General features: G+C 75.1%; 18 protein-coding genes. 10 read left to right on the top strand and 8 right to left on the bottom strand.

The features are described 5' to 3' along the window. Nucleotides 1-22 precede the first annotated feature (22 nt). Genes K7640_RS22280 through K7640_RS22270 form a run of 3 tightly spaced genes read right to left on the bottom strand, consistent with a single transcriptional unit; the run spans nt 23 to nt 3,137 of the window. Nucleotides 23-826, bottom strand: a complete 804-nt coding sequence (locus K7640_RS22280; RefSeq protein WP_222956824.1) for a sugar phosphate isomerase/epimerase — start codon at nt 824-826, stop codon at nt 23-25. Further along, nucleotides 823-1,974 carry a dihydrodipicolinate synthase family protein gene (locus tag K7640_RS22275; RefSeq protein WP_222956823.1) on the bottom strand — a complete coding sequence of 384 codons (1,152 nt, stop codon included), beginning with the start codon at nt 1,972-1,974 and terminating at the stop codon, nt 823-825. The genes K7640_RS22280 and K7640_RS22275 overlap by 4 nt, the downstream gene beginning before the upstream one ends. Continuing rightward, nucleotides 1,971-3,137, bottom strand: a complete 1,167-nt coding sequence (locus K7640_RS22270; protein WP_222956822.1) for a Gfo/Idh/MocA family protein — start codon at nt 3,135-3,137, stop codon at nt 1,971-1,973. The genes K7640_RS22275 and K7640_RS22270 overlap by 4 nt, the downstream gene beginning before the upstream one ends. 117 nt (nt 3,138-3,254) lie before the next feature. Here K7640_RS22270 and K7640_RS22265 point away from each other — a divergent pair, with 117 nt between their 5' ends. The 4 genes from K7640_RS22265 (at nt 3,255) to K7640_RS22250 (ending at nt 6,332) form a co-directional block, all read left to right on the top strand. Continuing rightward, nucleotides 3,255-4,289: a LacI family DNA-binding transcriptional regulator gene (locus K7640_RS22265; protein ID WP_222956821.1), complete on the top strand. Its 1,035-nt coding sequence runs from the start codon at nt 3,255-3,257 to the stop codon at nt 4,287-4,289. A 66-nt stretch (nt 4,290-4,355) separates the two neighbouring features. Continuing rightward, the gene (locus K7640_RS22260) at nt 4,356-4,862 is read left to right on the top strand and encodes a hypothetical protein (RefSeq protein WP_222956820.1); all 507 of its coding nucleotides are present in this window, start codon (nt 4,356-4,358) and stop codon (nt 4,860-4,862) included. A 4-nt stretch (nt 4,863-4,866) separates the two neighbouring features. Continuing rightward, nucleotides 4,867-5,484 (top strand): hypothetical protein, encoded by a 618-nt coding sequence (locus K7640_RS22255; RefSeq protein WP_222956819.1) that lies wholly within the window; start codon nt 4,867-4,869, stop codon nt 5,482-5,484. A 47-nt stretch (nt 5,485-5,531) separates the two neighbouring features. Then, entirely contained in the window at nt 5,532-6,332 is an 801-nt protein-coding gene (locus tag K7640_RS22250) for a hypothetical protein (RefSeq protein ID WP_222956818.1), read from the top strand. A 10-nt stretch (nt 6,333-6,342) separates the two neighbouring features. Here K7640_RS22250 and K7640_RS22245 read toward each other — a convergent pair whose 3' ends face one another. Further along, on the bottom strand, nt 6,343-7,026 hold the full coding sequence (locus K7640_RS22245; RefSeq protein WP_308042629.1) for a helix-turn-helix domain-containing protein: 684 nt from the start codon (nt 7,024-7,026) through the stop codon (nt 6,343-6,345). Nucleotides 7,027-7,086: 60 nt separating this feature from the next. Here K7640_RS22245 and K7640_RS22240 point away from each other — a divergent pair, with 60 nt between their 5' ends. Continuing rightward, nucleotides 7,087-7,923, top strand: a complete 837-nt coding sequence (locus tag K7640_RS22240; protein WP_222956816.1) for an alpha/beta fold hydrolase — start codon at nt 7,087-7,089, stop codon at nt 7,921-7,923. Here K7640_RS22240 and K7640_RS22235 read toward each other — a convergent pair. The 4 genes from K7640_RS22235 to K7640_RS22220 all read right to left on the bottom strand — a co-directional run bounded on the left by K7640_RS22235 (nt 7,914) and on the right by K7640_RS22220 (nt 13,532). Further along, nucleotides 7,914-9,074 carry a glycoside hydrolase family 26 protein gene (locus K7640_RS22235; protein WP_222956815.1) on the bottom strand — a complete coding sequence of 387 codons (1,161 nt, stop codon included), beginning with the start codon at nt 9,072-9,074 and terminating at the stop codon, nt 7,914-7,916. The two genes, K7640_RS22240 and K7640_RS22235, sit on opposite strands and share 10 nt — an antisense overlap. A gap of 103 nt (nt 9,075-9,177) precedes the next feature. Further along, on the bottom strand, nt 9,178-10,353 hold the full coding sequence (locus K7640_RS22230) for a glycosyl hydrolase (protein WP_222956814.1): 1,176 nt from the start codon (nt 10,351-10,353) through the stop codon (nt 9,178-9,180). After that, entirely contained in the window at nt 10,341-12,221 is a 1,881-nt protein-coding gene (locus K7640_RS22225) for a glycosyltransferase family 2 protein (RefSeq protein WP_308042628.1), read from the bottom strand. Before K7640_RS22225 ends, K7640_RS22230 begins: the two co-directional genes overlap by 13 nt. Before the next feature lie 102 nt (nt 12,222-12,323). Further along, a complete protein-coding gene (locus tag K7640_RS22220; RefSeq protein ID WP_222956812.1) occupies nt 12,324-13,532 on the bottom strand; it encodes a glycosyltransferase family 39 protein in 1,209 nt (402 codons plus the stop codon). Nucleotides 13,533-13,742: 210 nt separating this feature from the next. Between K7640_RS22220 and K7640_RS22215 the strand changes: the two genes are divergently transcribed. The 5 genes from K7640_RS22215 (at nt 13,743) to K7640_RS22195 (ending at nt 18,122) form a co-directional block, all read left to right on the top strand. Further along, nucleotides 13,743-14,498: a class I SAM-dependent methyltransferase gene (locus K7640_RS22215; RefSeq protein WP_222956811.1), complete on the top strand. Its 756-nt coding sequence runs from the start codon at nt 13,743-13,745 to the stop codon at nt 14,496-14,498. Nucleotides 14,499-14,697: 199 nt separating this feature from the next. Beyond that, nucleotides 14,698-15,222: a sigma-70 family RNA polymerase sigma factor gene (locus tag K7640_RS22210; protein WP_308042627.1), complete on the top strand. Its 525-nt coding sequence runs from the start codon at nt 14,698-14,700 to the stop codon at nt 15,220-15,222. Next, nucleotides 15,206-16,294 (top strand): hypothetical protein, encoded by a 1,089-nt coding sequence (locus K7640_RS22205; RefSeq protein WP_222956809.1) that lies wholly within the window; start codon nt 15,206-15,208, stop codon nt 16,292-16,294. The genes K7640_RS22210 and K7640_RS22205 overlap by 17 nt, the downstream gene beginning before the upstream one ends. Further along, nucleotides 16,282-17,277: an ABC transporter ATP-binding protein gene (locus tag K7640_RS22200; RefSeq protein ID WP_222956808.1), complete on the top strand. Its 996-nt coding sequence runs from the start codon at nt 16,282-16,284 to the stop codon at nt 17,275-17,277. The genes K7640_RS22205 and K7640_RS22200 overlap by 13 nt, the downstream gene beginning before the upstream one ends. Next, nucleotides 17,274-18,122 (top strand): ABC transporter permease, encoded by an 849-nt coding sequence (locus K7640_RS22195; protein ID WP_222956807.1) that lies wholly within the window; start codon nt 17,274-17,276, stop codon nt 18,120-18,122. Before K7640_RS22200 ends, K7640_RS22195 begins: the two co-directional genes overlap by 4 nt. Nucleotides 18,123-18,129 lie beyond the last annotated feature (7 nt).

Raw genomic sequence — 18,129 nt, 5'->3', positions numbered from 1 at the left:
CAAGCGGTTTCCGCCCCGCCGCTCAGGCGACGTGGGTCCGGTAGCCGGCGATCGCCTCGTCGAGCACCTCCCGGCCCGGGCGCCGCCACACCTGTTCGGCGAAGACCTCCACCTCGACCGGGCCGGTGTAGCCGGCGGCGTCCACCGCCTCCCGGAACCGGCGCAGCTCGACGCAGCCGGCGCCGGGCAGCCCCCGGCCGAGCAGCACCCCGGCCGGCAGCGGCGTCACCCAGTCGGCCACCTGGAAGCAGGCGATCCGGCCCTCCCGGCCGGCGCGGGCGATCTGCGTCCACACCTGGTCGTCCCACCACAGGTGGTAGGTGTCCACCACCACCCCCACCGCCTCGCTCGGATGGGGCGCGGCCAGGTCGAGCGCCTGCCCGAGGCTGGCGACCACGCACCGGTCGGAGCAGAACATCGGGTGCAGCGGCTCGACCGCCAGCCGGACCCCGGCGGCCAGGGCGTGCGGCACCAGCGCGCCCAGCGCCTCGCCGACGTGCGCGCGGGCGGCGTCGAGGTCCCGGCCGCCGGAAGGCAGGCCGCCGGAGACGAGCACCAGCACCGGGGCGCCGAGCGTGGCCGCCTCGTCGATCGCCCGCCGGTTCTCGTCGTACCAGTCCGGCGCGTCGAAGAAGCCGCCCCGGCACAGCGAGGTGACGGTGAGCCCGGCGTCGCGGACCAGGGCGGCGGCCGGCGCGACGCCGTACGCCGCGAGGTCCTCGCGCCACAGCCCGACCGCGGCCACCCCGGCGTCGACGCAGCCCGCCACCAGCTCCGGCAGCGGCCAGCGTCGGGTGGTGGCCGAGTTGAGCGCGAACCGTTTCACTGGGCCACCCCCGCCGTGGTGAAGAACGCCCGGGCCCGGTACCCGGCCAGTTCCGCGTCGGGCAGCAGGCCGGCCGCGTCGGCCAGCCGCAGCAGCCGTCCGAGATGGGCCGGCGACCGTCCGGACTGGAGGCCGCCGACCATGGTGAAGTGGTCCTGGTGCCCGGCGAGCCAGGCCAGGAAGACGATGCCGGTCTTGTAGTGCAGGGTCGGCGCGCCGAACAGGTGCCGGGCCAGCGGCAGCGTCGGCGCCAGCAGCCGGTCGTAGCCGTCGGTGTCCCCCGCGTCGAGGGCGCGCAGCGCCGCCGCGGCCGGTGGCGCAATCGCCGCCAGCACGCCGAGCAGCGCGTCGGAGTGGCCCCGCGCGTCACCACGGATCAGCGCCGGATAGTGGAAGTCGTCCCCGGTGTAGAGCCGGACGCCGGGCGGCAGCCGCCGGCGCAACGCCACCTCGAAGTCCTCGTCGAGCAGCGACAGCTTGATCCCGTCGACCCGGCCGGGATGCGCGGCGACCAGCGCCAGCACCGTCTCGGCGGCCCGACCCGCGTCGCGGGCGCCCCAGTAGCCGGCCAGCGCCGGGTCGAACGCGGGCCCCAGCCAGTGCAGCAGCACCGGGCCGTCCGCCTCGGCGAGCAGCCGACCGTAGACGTCCAGGTAGTCGTCGGCGCAGCGGGCGGTCGCGGCGAGGTGGCGGCTGCACATGAGCACCGGCCGGGCGCCGGCGGCCTGCACGTCGGCCAGCTGCTCGGCGTACGCCGTGCGGATCTCGTCGAGGGTGGCCGGGCCGGCGGGCAACTGGTCCGTGGCGACGCCCGCGCAGATCGCGCCGCCGGTCTCCCAGGCCGCCCGCGCCGAGCGCCGGATCAGCTCGCGCGCCGTCGGGTGGTCCAGGCCCATGCCGCGCTGCGCGGTGTCCATCGCCTCGGCCACCCCGAAGCCGTACGACCACAGGTGCCGGCGGAAGGCGAGGGTGGCGTCCCAGTCGACGGCGGCCGGGGCGCCGGGCCCGTTCTCCGCCGCCGGGTCGGCGACCACGTGTGCGGCGGCGTACGCGATCCGGCTGGTGAACGGCCGCCCCGGGCCGGTGTGCGCGGCGCCCCGGCCGGTGAGGGTCAGCGGCCCGTCGGGCAGGGTGACCGCGGCGCTCATGCCGGCTCCCGGCCGGACAGCTCGGTGACCTCGACCCGCCGGCCCTCGCGGGCCGAGCGCAGGCCCAGCTCCGCCAGTTGCACGCCGCGCGCGCCGGCCCACAGGTCCCAGGTGTACGGAGCGTCCTCGACGACGTGGCGCAGGAACATCGTCCACTGCTCCTTGAAACCGTTGTCGTATTCCGCGTTGTCCGGCACCTCCTGCCACTGCGACCGGAAGTCGTCGGCGCCGGGCAGGTCCGGATTCCACACCGGCTTCGGGGTGGTGGCCCGGTGCTGCACCCGGCAGCGGCGCAGGCCGGCGACGGCGCTGCCCTCGGTGCCGTCGACCTGGAACTCGACCAACTCGTCCCGGTTGACCCGGACCGCCCAGGAGGAGTTGATCTGGGCGACGATCCCACCGTCGAGCTCGAAGATGGCGTACGCGGCGTCGTCGGCGGTCGCCGCGTACGGCTGGCCCCGCTCGTCCCAGCGGCGCGGGACGTGGGTGGTGACGTGCGCGGTGACGGCGCGCACCGGCGCGAAGAGCTGCTCCAGCACGTAGTGCCAGTGCGGGAACATGTCCACCACGATGCCGCCGCCGTCGGCCGTCCGGTAGTTCCAGCTGGGCCGTTGCGCCGCCTGCCAGTCCCCCTCGAACACCCAGTAGCCGAACTCCCCGCGCACGGACAGGATCCGGCCGAAGAACCCGCCCCGGACCAGCCGGTCGAGCTTGCGCAGGCCGGGCAGGAAAAGCTTGTCCTGCACCACGCCGTGCCGGACCCCGGCCGCGTCGGCCGCCCGGGCCAGCTCGACCGCGCCGCCCACCGTGGTGGCGACCGGCTTCTCGGTGTAGATGTGCTTGCCGGCGGCGACGGCCAGGCCGAGCGCCTTCTCCCGTTCGCTGGTCACCTGGGCGTCGAAGTAGACGGCCATGTCCGGCCGGGCGAGGGCCGCGCCGAGATCGGTGGTCCAGTCGGTGAGTCCGTGCCGCCGGGCGATGTCGCGCAGCTTCGCCTCGTTGCGCCCCACGAGGAGCAGCTCCGGCCAGAGCCGGTCCCCGCCGCGCAGCGGCAGACCGCCCTCCTCGCGGATCGCGAGCAGGGAACGGACCAGGTGCTGCCGGTAACCCATCCGCCCGGTCACGCCGTTCACGACGATCCCGATCGGGACACGTGCCGTCATCGCCCCTCCAGTTTGGTGGTCGGTGAAGACGGAAGCGCTTACGTAAGCGCTTCCGTAGACTAGGCTGCCTGCTGCGGCACTGGCAATAGACGACCGTGCATTCATGGGGAGCTGCGGATGCCCAGACCCGGCCCGAGGGTGCGCCTCGTCGACGTCGCCGCACGCGCCGGCGTCTCACTGGCCACCGCCTCCCGTGCCCTCGCCGGCCGGGACGGGGTGAGCGAGTTGGTCGCCGACCGGGTCCGGCAGGTGTCCCGGCAGCTCGGCTACGTGGCCAACCCGTACGCCCGCACCCTGGCCGGCGGGGCGAGCAACTCGGTGGGGCTGGTGGTGCACCAGGTCGACGACCCGTACTTCGCGGAGATCGCCGGCGGGGTCATCCAGGTGGCGGCCGAGCACGGGCTGCTCGTGCAGATCTGCCACTCCGGCCGGGACCCGGAGGCCGAGCTGCGCCAGTTGCGCCACCTCATCGCCCAGCGGGTCGGGATCATTCTCGTCGCCGGATCCGGCTACACCGATCCGCAGGTGGAGGCCGCGGCCCGCGCCGAACTGGCCGAGTTCCAGCACGGCGGCGGCCGGGTGGCCGTGATCGGCCGGCACGCGCTGGGTGTCGACGCCGTGCTGCCCGACAACCAGGCCGGCGGGCGGGCGCTCGCCGCGCACCTGCTCGACCTCGGCCACCGGCGGATCGCGGTGGCCGCCGGCACCGCCCGGCTCACCACGGTCGCCGACCGGCTCGCCGGGGTCTCCGCCGCGCTGGCCGAACACGGCCTCTCGCTGGCCGAGCTGCCGGTGGTGCACTCGGACTTCACCCGCGACGGCGGCCGGGTGGCCGCCGAACGAATCCTGCGCGATCACCCGTCGACCACGGCGATCATCGCGCTCAACGACGCGATGGCCATCGGCGTGCTCGCCGCGCTGCGCGCGCACCGGGTCGCGGTGCCGGCCCGGATGTCGGTCGTCGGTTTCGACGACGTGTCGGTGGCCGCCGATCTCGCTCCCAGCCTCACCACGGTGCGGCTGCCGATGACCGACATGGGTCGGATGGCGCTCACCCTGGCGCTCAAGCCCCGCTCGGCCCGGCCGCGCCGCCGGGCGACCGGGCACGCGCTGCAGGTGCGTGACTCGACCGGGCCCGCCCCGGTCGACTGACGGCGGGACCGCCGTCCATCCTGGACGGCGGGTTTGCCGGGACGAGCCGGCGGAAACCTTTCGCCCGTGGACGACGGGGTGTGGTTCCGGCGGTCGAGAAGGCGGCTGCTGGCTCGGGCCGCGCCGGCGGCCACCCTGGCGGTGCTGGTCGCTGTGCTCGGCGAGCTGTTCCTCGACCACCGCTGGTACGACCCGTTCCCGGCGCTCTGCCCTCTCCTGTTCAGCGTCGGTGGGACGTACGCCCAGCTCGCCAGGCAGAAGGGCCTGCCGCTGCGGGTGACGACGGGCGAACTGCTGGTCACCCGACCCGACGGCGAGACCCTCGCCATCGACCGGGCGGCCCTGACGGTGGCCGAGATACGCGGCCGGTGGTGGCCCCGGCTGGTGCTGGCGGTCGACGACCCGCACCGCACCCGCCCGGTGCTGTCCGCGTACCAGTGGGGTGAGCTGGGTTTCTGGAGCGGCGCCCGGGTGCGCCGGCCGCGCGAGTTCACGGTTCCCCTGGTCGGGGTCGAGCCGGACGTCGACCGCCTCCGCGCGGCACTGGCGGCGCCGACCGACCGGCGGGGGTGAGCGGGTGGCCGAACCGTACGTCGCCCGGCACGGGCTGGGCCCGCAGACGCTGGCCGTGGTGCTCTTCGGCGCGGTGTCGGTGGCGGTCGGCGTTTACCTGGAGGGCGGTGGCCTGCCCGAGGCGCTGCTGCTCTGGCCGCTGAAGCTGATCCTGATCCTGCTGTTCGGCGGCGGCGCGCTGGTGCTGCTGGCCAACGCGCTGACCAGGCGGGTCGCGCTGCGGGTCGAACCGGACGGGATCAGCCTGCTGTCCCCGCTGACGCTGTGGCCCGGACGCCGGGCACCGGACATCGTGGCGCCCTGGTCCGACGTCGCCGCGGTGGTGCTGTTCCACCAGTACTTCCGGTGGCCCGCCCGACTGCGCTACCTCGGGGTGCGACTGCGTGAGGGGATTCCCGCGCCGGCCCGCGCACCCCGTCCCGGCTCGGCCGGTGAGCGGACGCTGCGGGGACTGCTGCCGCACGTGCCGGTCGAGGTGAGCGGGCTCAGCCTGGCCGTCAACGGGTGGCGCCTGAACCGGCGGCGGCTGGTGGCCGCCGTCCGGGCGTACGCGCCGGAGGTGCCGGTCGCCGAGATCGACGCGTGCGGGCGGATCCGCGACATCCGTCCCGACCATCCGTGACGAAAAGTCGTTGGGCGGACGGGCGGGTGCCGGGCAGAGTGAGCCGGGTGAGCGGCCGAGGACTGCGTCCCGACGGGACCATCGCCCGAGAGGGCGCCCTGCACCGGGTACCGGCGGCGTTCGTCCCGGTGGTCGACGCGGCGCGGGCGCGGATCGCCGAGGTGTTCGGCGACGGGCGGCTGCACAGCGCGTACCTCTACGGCAGCCTCCCGCGCGGCACCGCCGTCCCGGGGGTGTCCGACCTGGACCTGCTGCTCGCCCTGCGGCGTGAGCCGACGGGCGCCGACCGGGCGGACGCCGACGCGATGCAGGCGGCGCTGGACGAGCGCTTCGCCCAGGTCGACGGGGTGGGCGTGCTGCTGTTCAGCGCGCGTACGCTGCTCAGCGACCTGGAGCGGCACGACCTCGGCTTCTTCGTCGCCTGCCTGTGCACGCCCCTGCTCGGCGACGACCTGGCCGGGCGGCTGCCCCGCTACCGGCCGACCTCCCTGCTGGCCCGGGAGACCAACGGCGATCTGGGCCGCGAGCTTGCCGGGTGGCGCGAGCGGGCCGCCGGCACGGACGCCGAACGCCGGGCCCTGGCCCGGCTGGTCGGCCGGCGCCTCGTCCGCACCGGCTTCACCCTGGTCATGCCGCGGTGGGGCGGCTGGGTCAGCGACCTGGACGGGTGCACCGAGGCGTTCGGCCACTACCACCCGGAGCGCCTGGCGCAGATGCGGGTGGCCGCCGCGGTGGGCCGCGCACCCCGGGCGGACCCGGCGGTGCTGGCTCTCCTGCTCGACGACCTGGGTCCCTGGCTCGCCGCCGAGTACACCGCCGCGAACGGCGAGAAGGCGCCGCGCCCCTGAGCGTCGTCGGTCAGGTCGCGGTCGGCGGGTCGGCGGCGAGCAGGCCGGCCAGCAGGCTGCGCAGGGTCCGCTCGAACAGGTCCGCGCGGGGGGCGCGCGCCGGGGGTTGGGCGAGGGCCGCGGCCAGGTGCGGGTACGCGGCCAGGTCCAGCGCGGGCAGGCCGGTCGCGGCGGCAGCGGCGTTGCGGGCGAAGAGGGTGACGACTCCGGTCATCATCGCGATCGCCTCGAACTTGGCCGCGACCGGGCAGCGCAGCGGCGTCAGGATCCGCAGGCAGTCGTCGAACCAGGCGAGGGTCTCGGGGCCCATGCCGGACGTCCGGTGCGCCACGTCCAGCAGCCACGGGTGCCGCTGGTAGAGGGCGAGTTGCCGGCGGGCCTGCCCGAGCATGGCGTCCAGCGGTTCGCCGTCCGCCGGCGGGTGCGACCGCAGCTCGCCCACCGCCCGGTCGGTCATCAGGTCCAGCAGGTCGTCCCGCGAGGACAGGTAGCGGTAGAGCGATCCGGCGCCGGTGCCCAGGGCGGTGGCGACGGCCCGCATCGAGACCGCGCCGAGCCCTTCGGCGTCGGCCAGCGCGATGGCGGCGGTCACGATGTCGTCCCGGCTGTGCGTCGGGGCCGGTCCGCGGGTGCCGCGGTGCGGCCGGGTCCAGATCGGCTGCCGGGCGGCGGAACCGGTGGTTGCGTCGGTCACGGGAACCACTCTAAACTGCAAACGGCGTTCGCAGTTTCAACTGACGGGGGTGGACGAACCATGGAACGGATCACCGCACCGGACGGGGCGACGATCGTGCTGCACTCGACCGGCAGCGGCCCGGGCATCGTGGTGGTGCACGGCGGCGGCGTCACCATCGGCGTCTACCGCCGGCTCGCCGACCGGCTGGCCGACCGCTTCACCGTCCACCGCTACAACCGGCGGGGCCGCGCGGACGCCGCTCCACGCGCCGAGCCGTACACCGTCGACCAGGACGTCCACGACCTGGCCGCCGTCCTCACGCACACCGGCGCCGGCAACGTCATCGGGCACAGCTCCGGCGGGTTCATCGCCCTGCGGGCCGCGCAACGGCTGCCGGTGCGACGGCTGGCGCTCTACGACGCGGCGGTCAGCATCGACGGCGGCTTCCCGGTCGGCTGGCTCGACGCGGCGCGGGCGGCGGCCGCGGCCGGCGACCTGGCCCGGGCCATGGCGCTGACCGGGGCCGGCATCAACACCCACTCCCCCACGGCCCGGCTCCCGCTCGGCGTCCAGATCGCGCTGAGCCGGGCGTTTTTGCGCACGCCGATCGGGCGCACCATGGGCGCACTGCTGCGCACGACGCTGGACGAGACACACCAGATCCGGCTGCACGACGGCCCGGCCGACCAGTGGTCCGGGGTCACCGCCGAGACGCTGCTGGCGTACGGCGCGGCCGGCCCGCCGTACTATGCCGGGCTCAACGCGGCGCTGGCCGGCGCCCTGCCCCGGGCCCGGGTCCTGCCGGTGCCGCGCAGCGGCCACGACGGCCTGAACCGGGCGCCCCGCCGGCTGGTCGAGCCGCTCACCGAGTTCCTCGCCGCCCCGGTCTCCGGGGCAGCCGCCGGTCAGGGATGACCGACGTCGAGGCGCGGGCGCATCTCGGGCGACCAGCTGAACCGGTAGCGGGGGTCGGCCACGCTCTGGGCGAAGGCCGCCGCCACAGCCGGGCTGCTCGCGATGCGCCAGTCCAGCTCCTTGTCCACCTCGAACCAGATGAGCCCGATGATGTTCCGGTGCCGGGGCAGCGTACGGAACGTCTCCCGGATCCATTCGGCCTTGCGTCCGCTGGCGTCGGAGGCCCCGGTCTCGGTGATCACCATCGGCTTGCTGGTGAAGCGGCCGAGCTCGGTCATCGTGGGGCCGAAGATCTCGTCGAAGGACCAGTAGTTCGTGAAGACTCCGGTGCCGTAGTAGCCGGTGGCGCCCACCCAGTCGACGTAGTCGTCCCCGGGGTAGTAGTCGGCCAGGTGCCCCGTCGACTTGTTCCACCTGGCGTTCGGGCTCCACACCCAGGTCACGTTCGTGGCTCCGGCCGCCTGGAACAGGTCATGGACGTGGCGCCACGCCTTGACGTAGTCGCCCGGTCGGTTGCCGTTCGCCTTCTCGCACCACGGGTACCAGTCGCCGTTCATCTCGTGGGCGAACCGGATGGCCACCGGGTAGCCGAGTGACCTGATCCCGTCCGCCCAGGAGCGCAGATAGCTGTCGAAGTCCCCGTTGGCGATGCGGGACAACCGGTAGGCGGGCTGGTTGGACCGGATCCTGTCGACCTGGCGGGCGGGGAGCGTCTTCTGCTTCCTGGCCTGCTGGTCCACCCGGTAGTCCCACGGTTCCCAGCCCAACATCGGCAGCATGCCCCGGCTGCTGATCCGGTCGAAGAGCGTCCGATCGAACTCGTCGGTCGCCCATCCCGAACTGAAGAGCATGACCTGTGGCTGGTGTGCCGCGGCGGCGGTGAACGTGTCAAGCGCCGCGAAGTCGTGCGGGCCCTTCTCGGTCATCACCCCGACGAACGCCTTGTCGTCGGGCGGGAAGACCGCCACGGCCGGTACGGGTGACGGGCTGGGTGCGCTCTCCGCCACCACGCGTGGTTCGGCGTTCGCCACCGGCTCGGTCCGGCGGTCCTCCGGGCCCCCGGACGTGGTCGGTGCGATGGCGAATGCGTAGGCCAGCAGCAGCGCGCCCGCCGCCACCAGCAACGCTCGCGGAAGCGTCAACCGCATCATCGCGGCACCCCCTCCGCCGCCACCGCGACCTCGTCGGGTGGCAATCCAAGCCGGGTGACCGGCGCGGTCAGGGCGCCGGGCGGCGGCCGATCGGGCAGGGACATCAGTCCTCCATCGCTGAACGCGGAATCATGTCGGCGGACCAGGTGAACGTGTAGCGCGGGTCGGCGACCGCCCGGGCGAACGCCCGGGCGGCGGCCGGGGAACTCGCGATGCGCCAGTCGGTCTCCCGGGGCTTGTCCACCTCGAACCAGACGACGCCGATGATGTCCGGGTAGCGGCGCAGCGACCGGAAGGTCTCCGCGATCCACTCGGCCTTGCGCCCCTGCGAGTCGGAGGCGCCGGTTTCGGTGATGACGAGCGGCTTACCGGTGAAGGCCCGGATGTCCTCGATGGACTCGGCGAAGATCTTGTCGAAGGACCGGTATTCCGGGCTGAACACCGTGCTGTAGTAGCCCGAGAGACCCACCCAGTCGACCTGGTCGTCACCCGGGTAGAACGTGGACAGCTCCGGGGTCGAGTCGTCCCATTTGTTGTTCGGGCTCCACACCCAGGTGACGTTGGTGGCCCCGGCGGCCCGGAACAGGTCGCGTACGTGCCGCCACGCCGCCACATAGTCGCCCGGTCGATTGCCGTTCACCGATTCGCACCACGGGTACCAGTAGCCGTTCATCTCGTGGGCGAACCGGATGGCCACCGGATATCCGAGTGACCTGATCCCGTCGGCCCAGGAGCGCAGGTAGTCGTCGAAGTCCCCGCGCACGATGTTCGCCAGCCGGTAGCGCGGTTGCGCGATGCGCGCCCGGTCGACCTCCGGCGTGGGTAGCCCCCGCTCGATCGCCGCTTCGCCCGGCCGGTGGTCCCACGGTTCCCAACCGACGATCGGCAGCATGCCGCGACCGCTGATCCGGTCGAACAGGGTCCGGTCGAACGGGCCGGACGCCCAGCCCACGCTGAAGAGCATGGCCTGCGGTTGGTGCTCGGCGGCCGCGGCGAACATGGTCGTGGCGGTGAGATCGTGCGGGCCCGCCGCGGTCATGACACCGACGAACGTCTTCCCCTTCGGCGGGAAGAGTGCCCGGGCCGGCCGGGGTGACCCGCCGGGTCGGGCGGTTTCCGCCGCCTCACCCGCCACCGGCCGGTCCGGTCCGGTCCCGGCGGTCGGGCCGGACCGTCCGTCCCCCCACCGCCCGGAGGTGGCGACGGACGTCAGGGCGAGGGCCAGCAGCAGCGCACCGGCCAGCACCAGCGCGCCGCGCGGCCGGGTCAACCGAGCCACGGCGCCCTCCGGCCGGCCGGCACCCGCGAGCGCGGTGGGCGCCGCCGGCCCCGGGGCACCCGGACCGGGCCGGGGCGCTCCCCACGCGCCCGGCCGCGGGCGGCCAGGCCGGACGCGATCGCGATCAGCGGCGGCCCGAGCCCGGTCAGCAGGGTCAGCACCGGCCACACCCGCAGCAGGGTGACGTCGTGATCCAGCACGAAGCTGGCGCCGAGCAGCGCGGCGGCGAACCCCGCCCACGCGAAGTGCAGCCGGAAGGTGGCCAGCGACTCCGTGGTGCGCAGCTTTCCCTTGGCGGTGACGACGAAGGCCAGCTTGCGGCGCAGCAGCGCGCCGACGGCGGCGGCCACGTAGACGGGGCCGGTGAAGAACGCCAGCGCCATGCCGACCAGGCCGATCTCCTCGCGCTCGTGGGCGGCGAGGTTGAACCGGCGCAGCCACAGCCAGAGCAGGAACCAGGTGCCCATGGTCGAGCCCCACAGCGTCGCCCAGACCGTGACGTCGAGCTGGACCGTGCTGACGCCGGTGAGCAGGTAAAGAGCGGTGGCCAGGTTGCCCAGCACCAGGCTGACCGCGACGCTCGGGTAGTAGAACTGGAGCAGCCGGTACTGCCAGCGGCGCCGGGTGCTCAGCTCGCGGGGCGCGCGCAGGTCGGGCCGGACCAGGATCTCGCAGATCCCGGCCGCCCACCGCTTCTGCTGGTTGAAGTAGTCCGCCCAGGAGGTCGGGCCCTCCCCGATGGCCACCACGTCCGGCGTGTAGACGCCCTTCCACCGGTTGCCCGTCGCCGGGTTGGTCGCGGCGTGGATCCGGATGCTGGTGAGGTGGTCCTCGATGATCGAGTCCTGGTAGCCGCCGATGGTCCGCCACGCCGCCGGGCGGTAGAGGTGGCCGGTGCCGGTGAGCAGCGGCGCGTCCAGGCCGTTGCCGCCCCGGGCGATGAGTCCGTTGTAGAGGTACTGCTGCACCGAGGCGCCGTGCGCCACCCAGTTCTGGTGCATGTTGCCGTAGACCTGCGGGGTGACCACGAAGGCGACGTCGGGGTCCCGGAAGTAGCCGAGGGTGCGCTCCAGGAACCCGGGCAGCGGCACGTGGTCCGGGTCGACGTTGGCCACCACGTCGTAGCGGTCCTCGTGCTCGGCCCGCCAGGCGTTGTGGTTGCCGGACTTCGTCCGGGCCCGGAACTCGCCGCTGGGCTGGTTGTACTCGGGACGGCCGTGCCGGCTGAAGTGCCGCACCCCGAGCCGCGCGGCCATCGCCTTCACCGCCGGGTCGTCGCCCTCGTCGAGGATCCACACGTCGACCTGGCCGCAGTAGACGATCTCCGTCATCCGCCGCAGCGTGCGCTCCACGACGTCGATCGGCTCCTTGCTCGGCACGATGGTGGTCAGCAGGGCGACCCGCAGGCCGACCGGCGGGTCGACCGGCACCGGGTCCTTGGCGTGGTACGCGAAGACCCAGATCACCAGGTTCTGCGCCAGGCGGATCAGCTCCACGCCCACCACGACGCAGAAGCCGAGCCGGGCCGCCATGGTCTGCCAGCTGTCGGCGCCGATCACGCCCGAGCCGGGCACGTGCGCCGGCAGCAGCAGCCAGCCGACGAACACCAGCCCGGCCGCGCTGTTGAGCAGCACGAGCAGGGTCAGGACCAGCCGGGCCGCCGGGGTCAGGACGCGGCGGAACGTCACCGGCGCCGCCGCCCGCCGGGCCGCGGCGAGCGGGCCGGCGATCGCGCCGCAGCCCGCGTACGCCAATCGGGCCCGCACGTTGCGCCAGCCGCGTTCGGGCCGGGGGTCGGACGTGACCCGGGGCGAGTCGCGGACCGGGGAACCGCCGGCGGCGGCTCCGCTCCGCGCGGCTCCGGACACGCGTGTATCGCTGGCGACGCCCACGTTTCCCCCATGAAAGTGAAGCTGCCGAAACCGGCTGGACCAATGCTATGCAGACATTTCGCCTAAAAAGTGCAGAACTCACGAACGGGCAGGACCGGCCACGATGGACGGTGTCGCTCCACCACCGGCCCGGCCGTTCGGCGCCGGGCGGGCGGCCACCGGCGGGTCCGCCGGCCGTGTCCAGTCCTCGACGATGCGGGCGAGCCGGCCACCGGCGCGCTGCGGCCCGGCGGGCTCGCGCAGATCCAGGTGCACCGACACGGCGAGCACCGCGATCGCCACCAGCGCCGCCGCGGCCCAGCCGGCCCGCACCCGGCTCAGGGCGACGGCCCCGAGGATCGCCCACGCCGGGAGCGTGAACAGCAGGTACCGCGGCTGCCACACGGGGGCGGCCTGGGCCGCGAGCAGCAGCACGACCGGCGGCAGCACCGCCCACGCGGTGCAGACGGCGGCGCCGCGGCGCAGCGGCAGGCTGAACAGCGCCAGCAGGAACAGCACCGCACCCAGCGCGGCCACGCCGAACAGCTCCCGGGGGGCCGCGGCCAGCTCGGCCGACCCCGCCGCCACCCCCGGCGCCGGCCACGTGCCACGCCCCGGGCCGAGCAGCACCGTCGCGGCGGCGGGCGACACGCCCACCGCGGTGACCAGCAACCACCAGCCGGCCATCGACCGCCGGAAGGCCAGCACCACCCAGCCGTGCCCGACCACCAGCAGCAGCGCCACCAGATGGCACGAGCCGAGGATCAGCACGGCGGCGCCGTAGACGGCGAGCGGTCCGGGCCCCGGCCGGTCGGTGGCGCGGACCAGACACCAGGTGGCGAAGACCGCGGCGAGCACGGCCAGCGGGTACGGCTGGGCCTGCTGCGCGGACAGCGCCGACGTCGGCAGCAGCGCGAAGATCACCCCGGCCAGCAGGCCGACCCGCGGCGCGTACAGCCGGGTCGCCAGCGCGCCGACCATCGCCGCGGCCGCGACGGCGGCCACCGTCGAGGGCACCCGCAGCGCCAGGTCCGACGTGCCGAAGGCCCCCACCCAGGTCCGCATGATCAGGTGGAACAGCGGGGCCGCCGACTCGGTTTCCGCCGCCCCCGGCAGCACCGGCCCGCCGCCGCGGAGCAGGCCCAGCCCGCCCATCAGCAGCGCGGGCACCAGCCAGGCGGCGAGGCGCCACCGCGCGGAGTCGACCTCCGGCTCGCCGCCCGGGCCGTGGTCCTCCCCCCAGGGGTCCTCGACGCCCAGCTCGGTCAGCCCCGAGCGGGGCAGGACCATCGTCTCCGCGTCCGTCATCGTCTCCCACGCATTCCGTTCGGCGGGTCGAGGGCACGGCAGAGCCCACCCGGCGGGGTGCGGTGCCGCGACACGCGCGAGCTGCCAGCACCGACGCCGGGCTTCCTGAATCGCTGCGGGATGCCCACACCGGAGCATAGGAGCGGCATTCGCCCGCAAATGCCCAAATCGTTCATATCGCCCGAGAAGGTGTGCCGGTAGGGTCCGGGCATGAGTTCACCGCCGTCCGCCCGGGCCGTCCGCCAGTACGCCGCCGGCACCGGGAACCTCACCGCGCGGATCGCCCTGCACGCCTATGGCACGAACCCGCAGGACTGGTTCGCCTGGCTCGCCGAACAGCTGCCCCTCGGCGGGGACGTCCTGGACATCGGCGCGGGCACCGGCGAGCTGTGGCGGCGGGTCGACCCGGTCCGGCGAGGGCTCCGCCTCACCCTCGCCGACTTCTCCCCCGCCATGTGCGCGCAGTTGCGTACCGTGCCCGGCGCGCGGGTGCAGCGGTGCGACGCCACCGCCCTGCCGTTCCGCGACGCCAGCTTCGACACCGTGGTCGCCAACCACATGCTCTACCACCTGGACGACCCGGACCGTGGGCTGCGCGAGTTCGCCCGGGTGCTACGCCCCGGCGGCCGGCTCGCCGTCACCACCAACGGCGGCGACCACCTCGCGGAGCTGAACGCCCTGCGCGCCGCCGTCGGCAGCCCGGGCCTCACCCTCACCGGCTTCACCGCCGAGTCCGGCCCCGGGTACGTGGCGCGGCACTTCACCGACGTCACCGTGCGGCGCCGCCCGGGCGAGCTGGCCGTCCCCTCCGCCGAGCCGATCCTCGCCTATCTGGCCAGCCTGGCCGAGCAGCCCCTCAGCGCGGCGCAGGCGTCCGCCGTGCGCGAGCGGATCCGGGTCGGGGCCGACAGCACGGGCGACTTCCGGATCCGCCAGCACAGCGTGCTCATCACCGCCCGCCGCTGACCGGCCGCCGTGCCACCGGCCGGCCGGGAAACTCCGGTCGCCCCGGGTGTCACATCGCCGTCGGCGGCGGTGCTGACAGGGTATGGAGGACGTACGGTTCCGCAGGCAGAGTGGGACCCGACCGGCGGCCGGCGGGCCGGCGGTGCTGTCCCTTGACGCCCCCGGCCCGGCCGGCGGCCGAGGCGAGCGGAGGGCCGGCGTGGCCGTGTCGACTCCCGGCCGGCGGGCACCCGTCCGGGCCGACCTCGAACAGGTCTTCCGCGCCGCCTACGCCCGGGTCGTCGCGGTGGCCGCCCGGGTGCTCGGCTCCCGCGACGAGGCCGAGGACGTGGCCCAGGAGGTGTTCCTGAGCTTCGGGCGCTCCGGCGTGCCGGCCGGCGAGGCCCCCGCCTGGCTGTCCGTCGCCGCCGCGCACACCGCGCTGAACCACCTCCGCTCGGGTCGCCGGCGGGCCTCGCGCGAGCGGGTCGCCGGCGTCGCCGACCCGGTCAGCCCCGACGTCGCCGACGCCGTCGTCACCCTCGACGAGCGCCGCCGGGTCCGGGCCGCGCTGGCCCGCCTGCCCCGCCGGCAGGCGCTCGCCCTGGTCCTGCGGCACAGCGGCCTCAGCTACGCCGAGGTCGCGGCCGCGCTCGGTCTCTCCCCCGGCAGCGTCGGCACCGTCGTGCGGCGCGCCGAGTCCGCCCTACGCAAGGAGTTGAGCCATCATGCGTCACCCGAGTGACGGCACCCTGCGCCGGCTCGTGGACGAGCCGGCCGGCGTGCCGGACGTCGACCGCGCACACGTCGCGGCCTGTCCCGGCTGCCTGTCCGGGCTGGCCGCCGCCCAGCGGGACGCGACGCTCACCGGCGCCGCGCTGGACGTGGAGCTGAGCACCGACGTGGCGGCGGGCTGGCACCGCCTGGCGGGCACGCTCGCCGCCGACGGCCGTCGTCACCCGGCCACCGCCCGCCCCGCCCGTCGGTGGCGCACCGCGCTGCGCAGCCCGGTGATCGCGGCCGTCGCCGCCGTCGCCGTGCTGGCCGGGGCGAGCGCCGCGGCCGCCGCCAACTGGCTGGAGATCTTCCGCACCGAGCGGGTCGCCCCGGTCACGTTCAGCCAGGCCGACCTGGTCGAGCTGCCCGACCTGTCCGCCTACGGCACCGTCGAGGTGACCCACCGGCCCCAGCTGCGCGAGGCGAACGGTCCCGCCGCCGCACGGCAGGCCACCGGACTGCCGCTCCCCCAGGTCGGCAAGCTGCCCCGCGGCGTCACCGGCGCGCCGACGTACCGGGTGGGCGACCGGATGGAGGCGGTCTTCACCTTCTCCGCCGAGCAGGCGGCGCGGACCGCCGCGGCGGCCGGCGAGCCGCTGCCACCGCCCCCTGCGGGGCTCGACGGCAGCCGGTTCCGGCTGGTCGCCGGCCCGGGACTCGCCGCCGTCTGGTCGGAGGCCCGGGGCGTACCCGCCCTGATCGTGGCCCGCGCCGTCGCGCCCACCGCCTACTCCTCCGGCACGCCGTTCCAGACCGCCCGCGACTACCTGCTCTCCCTGCCCGGCCTGCCCGCGGACGTGGCGGCGCAACTGCGCCACTTCTCCGCCGACGGGGCGACGCTGCCGCTGCCGGTCGCGGCGGATCAGCTGTCCAGCCGCCCGGTCGACGTCGGCGGGGTGCCGGCCACGCTGCTCACCGCGCGGGACGGCTCGATGGCGGGCGTGGTCTGGGCGCACGACGGGCAGCTCACCGCGGTGGCCGGCTCGATCAGCGCCGACGAGGTGCTCTCCGTGGCCCGGGAGCTGCGGTGGACCAGGTGACCGCCGCCCCGCCGGGCGGGCCCGCCGTCGAGGCCGCCCGGCGGCTGGTCGCCGACCTGCCCCCGTCCCCGGCGGTCTGGTGCTCGGGGCTGCGCAAGCGGTACCGGCGGCGCACCGCCGTCGACGGCGTCTCGTTCACCGTCGACCGCGGCGAGGTGGTGGGCCTGCTCGGACCGAACGGCGCCGGCAAGACCAGCGTCATCAAGATGCTGCTCGGCCTCGTCCGGCCCGACGCCGGTGAGGTGCTGCTGCTCGGGCGGCCGGCGCGGGACCCGCAGTCCCGGGCCCGCGTGGGCTACCTGCCGGAACTGTTCCGCTACCAGCCGTGGCTCACCGCCGCCGAGGTGCTGGCGCTGCACGTCCGGCTCGCCGGCACCGCCGTGCCGGCCGCCGAACAGCGCGAGTGCCTGGCGCTCGTCGGCCTCGCCGACCGCCGCGGCGACCGGGTGGGCGGCTTCTCCAAGGGCATGCAGCAGCGGCTCGGGCTGGCCGTCGCGCTGGTGGCCCGCCCGGAACTCGTGGTCCTCGACGAGCCCACCAGCGCCCTGGACCCGCTCGGCCGCGCCGACGTCCGCGACCTGCTGCTGTCGCTGCGGTCCCGCCGGGTCGCCGTCCTGCTCAACTCGCACCTCATCGGCGAGGTCGAGCGGGTCTGCGACCGCGTCGTCATCCTCGACAAGGGCCGGGTCGCCGCCGCCGGCACCCTCGCCGAACTGCTCGGCCGGCGGGAGCTGCGGCTGCGGCTCGACGCGGTCGGCCCGCGGGCGCGGGCCCGGCTGGCCGAGGCGGGGACGCTCACCAGCGACGGGGACGCGTACACCGTCACGCTGCCCACCGAGCCCGCCCCGGCCACCGTGCCGGACCTGGTGGCCGACCTGGTCACCCTCGGCGTACGGATACACGCCGTCGAGCCGGGCCGGGTCAGCCTGGAGGACCGGCTGCTGGACATCCTGCGCGCCGAGCCGGGCGGTGAGCAGCCGTGATCGCCCGTACGGTGGGCACCGTCGCGGCCCTCACCCTGCGCGAGGCGGCCCGGCGCCGGGTGCTGCGCGCCCTCGCCGCGCTGACCCTCATCCTGCTGGCGCTCAGCGCCTGGGGCTTCTCCCGGCTCGGCGCGGAGTTCGGCACCCTCACCAGCGGAGAGTCCCGGCTGGCCGCCTCCCAGGTGCTCAACCTGGTGATGTTCGGCCTGAGCCTGATCGCCGCCCTGGGTACGGCGTTCCTCGCCGCCCCCACCCTGGCCGGCGAGATCGAGTCGGGCACCGCGCTGGCCGTGCTGGCCCGGCCGGTGCCCCGCTCGGCGGTGCTGCTCGGCAAGTGGCTGGGGCTGGTGGTCTTCGGCGCCGGGTTCGTGGCCGTCGCCGGCCTCGCCCAGATCCTCATCGTCCGGGTCACCGTCGATTACTGGCCGCCGCACCCCGTGGCCGGGCTGGCGCTGCTCGCCGCGCAGACCACCGTGCTGCTCACCCTGGGCCTGCTGCTGTCCACCGCCGTCTCGCCGATGGCGTCGGGCATCGTCGCCGTCGGCCTGTTCGGCGCCACCTGGATCGCGGGCGTGGTCGGCAGCGTCGGCGCGGCGCTGGACAACGAGGGTGTGACGCAGGTCGGCACCGTGTCCCGGATGCTGCTGCCCACCGACGGGTTGTGGCGCGGGGCGATGCACGCCTTCCAGGACCCGGGGGTGCTGGGCCAGTTCGGCCAGGCGGTGAGCGCCTCCCCGTTCCTGAGCGTCGCCCCGCTGACCGCCGGCTACCTCGGCTGGGTCGGGGTGTGGGTGGCCCTCGTGTTCGGCCTGGCGGCGGTGGCCTTCCGGCGCCGCGACGTGTAGCCCACCG

Origin of the sequence: Micromonospora sp. PLK6-60 (genome assembly GCF_019890675.1) — a bacterium.
Classification (GTDB): Bacteria; Actinomycetota; Actinomycetes; order Mycobacteriales; family Micromonosporaceae; genus Micromonospora.
The sequence above is the reverse complement of the archived record's forward strand: the minus strand, read 5'-3'. Positions and strand labels throughout refer to the sequence as shown.

What these genes read in the sequence shown, in the direction of transcription:
- K7640_RS22220 (WP_222956812.1), bottom strand. Translation starts at nt 13,532, where the DNA reads ATGACGGACGCGGAGACGATGGTCCTGCCCCGCTCGGGGCTGACCGAG.
- K7640_RS22205 (WP_222956809.1), top strand. Translation starts at nt 15,206, where the DNA reads ATGCGTCACCCGAGTGACGGCACCCTGCGCCGGCTCGTGGACGAGCCG.
- K7640_RS22215 (WP_222956811.1), top strand. Translation starts at nt 13,743, where the DNA reads ATGAGTTCACCGCCGTCCGCCCGGGCCGTCCGCCAGTACGCCGCCGGC.
- K7640_RS22275 (WP_222956823.1), bottom strand. Translation starts at nt 1,974, where the DNA reads ATGAGCGCCGCGGTCACCCTGCCCGACGGGCCGCTGACCCTCACCGGC.
- K7640_RS22240 (WP_222956816.1), top strand. Translation starts at nt 7,087, where the DNA reads ATGGAACGGATCACCGCACCGGACGGGGCGACGATCGTGCTGCACTCG.
- K7640_RS22270 (WP_222956822.1), bottom strand. Translation starts at nt 3,137, where the DNA reads ATGACGGCACGTGTCCCGATCGGGATCGTCGTGAACGGCGTGACCGGG.
- K7640_RS22265 (WP_222956821.1), top strand. Translation starts at nt 3,255, where the DNA reads ATGCCCAGACCCGGCCCGAGGGTGCGCCTCGTCGACGTCGCCGCACGC.
- K7640_RS22235 (WP_222956815.1), bottom strand. Translation starts at nt 9,074, where the DNA reads ATGATGCGGTTGACGCTTCCGCGAGCGTTGCTGGTGGCGGCGGGCGCG.